This window comes from Microcoleus sp. BM001215392 (assembly GCF_036700185.1).
Classification (GTDB): domain Bacteria; phylum Cyanobacteriota; class Cyanobacteriia; order Cyanobacteriales; family Microcoleaceae; genus Microcoleus.
Window position 1 is genome coordinate 1 of the sequence record NZ_JAUBOJ010000554.1, and the last position, 3,611, is coordinate 3,611.

A 3,611-nucleotide genomic window follows, 5' to 3' on the forward strand; every position below is an offset into this window, starting at 1 on the left:
GAGGAGTTTAGTCCTCAGAATTTGGAAGGACTTGCATTCCGAACGCTCGAACCAATGCCCAATTACCAAATAACTAATGAAAGTTTTATTATCTGCCTTTGCTTGCGAACCAAATCTCGGCTCTGAAGAGGGAGTGGGATGGAATACAGTTATCCAATCTGCTAAATATCACGAAAGTTGGGTATTTACACGGACGTTTTGTCGATCGTACATTGAAGCAGAATTAGAGCGCAATCCGGTGCCAAACCTGCACTTTGTTTATTTCGATCCGTTTGGGTGGAGCGAAGATTGGAAGGGAAAACAGGGATTGCTGCAACTTCATTACTATCTGTGGCAAATCTGGGCTTATTTTATGGCTCGAAAGCTCGATCGTGAAATTGGTTTTGACATAGTACATCACGTAACTTATGTCAAGCATTGGTCTCCAAGTTTCCTAGCATTATTACCGCATCCTTTTATTTGGGGGCCCGTAGGCGGTGCAGAAGCAGCACCAAAGCCTTTTTGGCAAGATTTTAGCCGCCGGGGCAAAATTTACGAAACCCTGCGAGCGTGGGCTCAAAGCGCCGGAGAACGCGATCCGTTTGTGGGGCTGACGGCACGCCGTAGTGCAGTCGCGCTAGCTACTACCGAAGAAACCGCAGCCAGACTGCGATTTCTCAAAGCAAAAAACGTCAAAATTTTCTCGCAAGTCGGTTTATCGCAACAGGAGATTCTGGAATTAGAAAAATTTCCAACTCCGCCGGAACAACCTGTTAGATTTATTAGCGTCGGTCGTCTCTTACATTGGAAAGGAGTGCACTTGGGACTCCGTGCATTTGCGGAGGCTTCGGTAGAACAATCGGAATACTGGATTGTCGGAGACGGCCCAGAAAGACAGCGTTTAGAAGCTTTGGTAACAGAACTGGGACTGGGAAATCAAGTATTTTTTTGGGGGTCTTTACCGCGCAGTGAAACTCTTTCTAAAATGGGAGAGTCTCACGTTCTCCTCCACCCGAGTTTGCATGACTCGGGCGGTTTTGTCTGCACGGAAATGATGGGCGTTGGGCGTCCGACGATTTGTTTGGATTTGGGCGGCCCGGCTACTCAAGTGACGGCCCAAACAGGGATTAAAGTGGCTGCTACTGACCCGGAGCGCGCCGTGCAAGGTCTAGCAGAAGCTATAGTGTGTTTGGCGAAGGATGGTGAATTGCGAGAGCGCTTGGGTGCAGCAGGTCAAAAACGTGTCAGGGAAATCTATGATTGGAATATAAAAGGTCAATTCTTTGCTCAATTGTGCGAAGATGTATCCAAGAGAAAATCAGAATAACTTCCGATTTGTTCGATCGCACAAAACAAAGAAAACTATATTTTTCAGGCGGTGAAACGTGAGCGTTGCAATCATTACAGGCTCGGCGGGATTAATTGGATCGGAGGCGTGTAAGTTCTTTGCCAAACAAGGCTTGGACATAGTTGGGATCGACAACAATATGCGCCAGTTTTTTTTTGGTGCCGATGGTTCTACCAACTGGAACCGCCAACAGCTAGAAAAATCTTTGGGAACCAAGTATTATCACTTAGATGTAGACATTCGCGACTACGAAGCTATTACCAATATTTTTCAGCGTTACGGAGAGTCGATCGAGTTAGTAATTCACACAGCAGCCCAACCGAGCCACGATTGGGCTGCTCGCGCTCCTAAAATAGATTTTACCGTCAACGCTAACGGTACTATCAATCTTTTAGAAGCAACTCGCTTGTACTGTCCCAAAGCTGTTTTCATTTTTACATCAACAAATAAAGTATATGGGGATACGCCCAACAAATTGCCTTTAGTTGAATTAGAACACAGGTGGGAAATTGCATCGGGTCACACTTACGAAAGCGGCATTCGGGAAGATATGTCTATCGACCAGTGCTTGCACAGTTTGTTTGGTGCATCCAAAGTAGCCGCTGACATTTTAGTTCAAGAATACGGTCGTTATTTTAATATGAACACCGCTTGTTTTCGCGGCGGCTGTCTGACAGGGCCGAATCACTCGGGAGCTCAATTGCACGGCTTCCTGGCTTACTTGATGAAATGCGCCGTGACGGGAATTCCTTACACTGTGTTTGGCTACAAAGGCAAGCAAGTCCGCGATAACATTCACAGCGCTGATTTAATTTCGGCATTTTATGAATTTTATAAAGCTCCCAGAAGCGCCGAAGTTTATAATACAGGAGGAGGTCGCAACAGCAATTGTTCGATGTTAGAAGCTATCCAGATGTGCGAAGCAATTGCAGAGCGCAAATTTAATTGGACTTATGCCGAAGGGAATCGCATTGGCGATCACATTTGGTGGATTAGCGACAATTCAAAATTTTCCAGTCACTATCCTGATTGGAAAATGAAATACAACGTCAAACAAATCCTCCAGGAGATTTATGATTGTAACCGCGAGCGCTGGCTGAAAGAAGGAGCGAAGGATTAGAGCTTGAGCAAAACAATGTACTGTCAAATTTTGCAAACGATGGCGCACAAAGTTCAACAAATTTTACTGGAGATTTATGAGCGTAACTGCTGTGGGTTTAAAGAGGTCTTCCATGATTGATCTAGGGAAAAAGAATGTACTCGGCATATTAGTAAATGCCGTTAATTATGAAGCGGCTGTCAACAAAATTATTGGTGCCGCCAGCGCCGGAAAACCAATGTCAGTTTCTGCTCTAGCAGTTCACGGGGTAATGACAGGGGTGCTTGACAGCACTCACCGCTATCGGATCAATCACATTGACTTAGTATTGCCCGACGGACAACCTGTGAGGTGGGCATTAAATTTGCTCTACAATACGGAATTGCCCGATCGAGTTTGTGGGCCCAATGCGATGCTACAAATTTGCGAACGCGCCGCCGAAGAAGGATTATCTATCTATTTGTACGGATCTAAACCTTCTGTATTGGAAGCTTTATGTCGCAATCTCTGCGAGCGTTATCCCAAGTTAATTATTGCGGGAACTCAGCCTTCTAAATTTAGGCACGTTTCGCCCCAAGAAAAACAGGAAATTGCCCAGGAAATTCGCAACAGCGGTGCAGCAATTACTTTTGTCGGTTTGGGGTGTCCGCGACAAGAAGTTTGGGCCTACGAATACCGGGACGAGCTATCGATGCCGCTGATTGCTGTAGGTGCAGCTTACGATTTTCATTCGGGAAATTTGGCTAAATCTCCTGAGTTTTTATGTAAGATAGGTTTGGAATGGCTGTTTCGGTTGATTAAGGAACCCCGGCGCCTATGGCAGCGGTATGTTTTGTTAAATCCGCTTTATATCTGGCTGTTTTTGCTACAAGCTTTGAAAATTAAGAATTTCGACCCCAAAGACGCGACTGCGCCTGCTGAAGAAGTGTTGTATGGTTGAAATCTCTTGCTTGTGTTGTGAATTGTCTGTTTTCACAAATAAAAAGCCCAAAGCCAAAATTAGAAATAATAATTAATTATTTTGACTTTCGACTTTAAACTTGTGAGGATTTAAATCGAGAATTAATGGGTTGTTTTCTGTGATTTTTGTTCTGCTTGCTTTGTAAATTAGTGTCTGCGTTACTGAGGAAGTATTGTAAAACTTCATTGAGTTTATAAGCAATTATAGACAACAATGGTATCATA

General features: G+C 44.5%; 3 protein-coding genes. All 3 read left to right on the forward strand.

Annotation, left to right across the window (positions count from 1 at the left end):
- The first annotated feature begins 76 nt into the window (after positions 1–76).
- Positions 77–1,306: a glycosyltransferase family 4 protein gene (locus tag QT974_RS32510; protein ID WP_333472486.1), complete on the forward strand. Its 1,230-nt coding sequence runs from the start codon at positions 77–79 to the stop codon at positions 1,304–1,306.
- A gap of 58 nt (positions 1,307–1,364) precedes the next feature.
- Entirely contained in the window at positions 1,365–2,447 is a 1,083-nt protein-coding gene (locus QT974_RS32515; RefSeq protein ID WP_333472487.1) for an NAD-dependent epimerase/dehydratase family protein, read from the forward strand.
- Positions 2,448–2,523: 76 nt separating this feature from the next.
- Complete coding sequence (locus QT974_RS32520) at positions 2,524–3,366, forward strand: WecB/TagA/CpsF family glycosyltransferase (RefSeq protein WP_333472488.1); 843 nt, start codon at positions 2,524–2,526, stop codon at positions 3,364–3,366.
- The last annotated feature ends 245 nt before the right edge of the window (positions 3,367–3,611 follow it).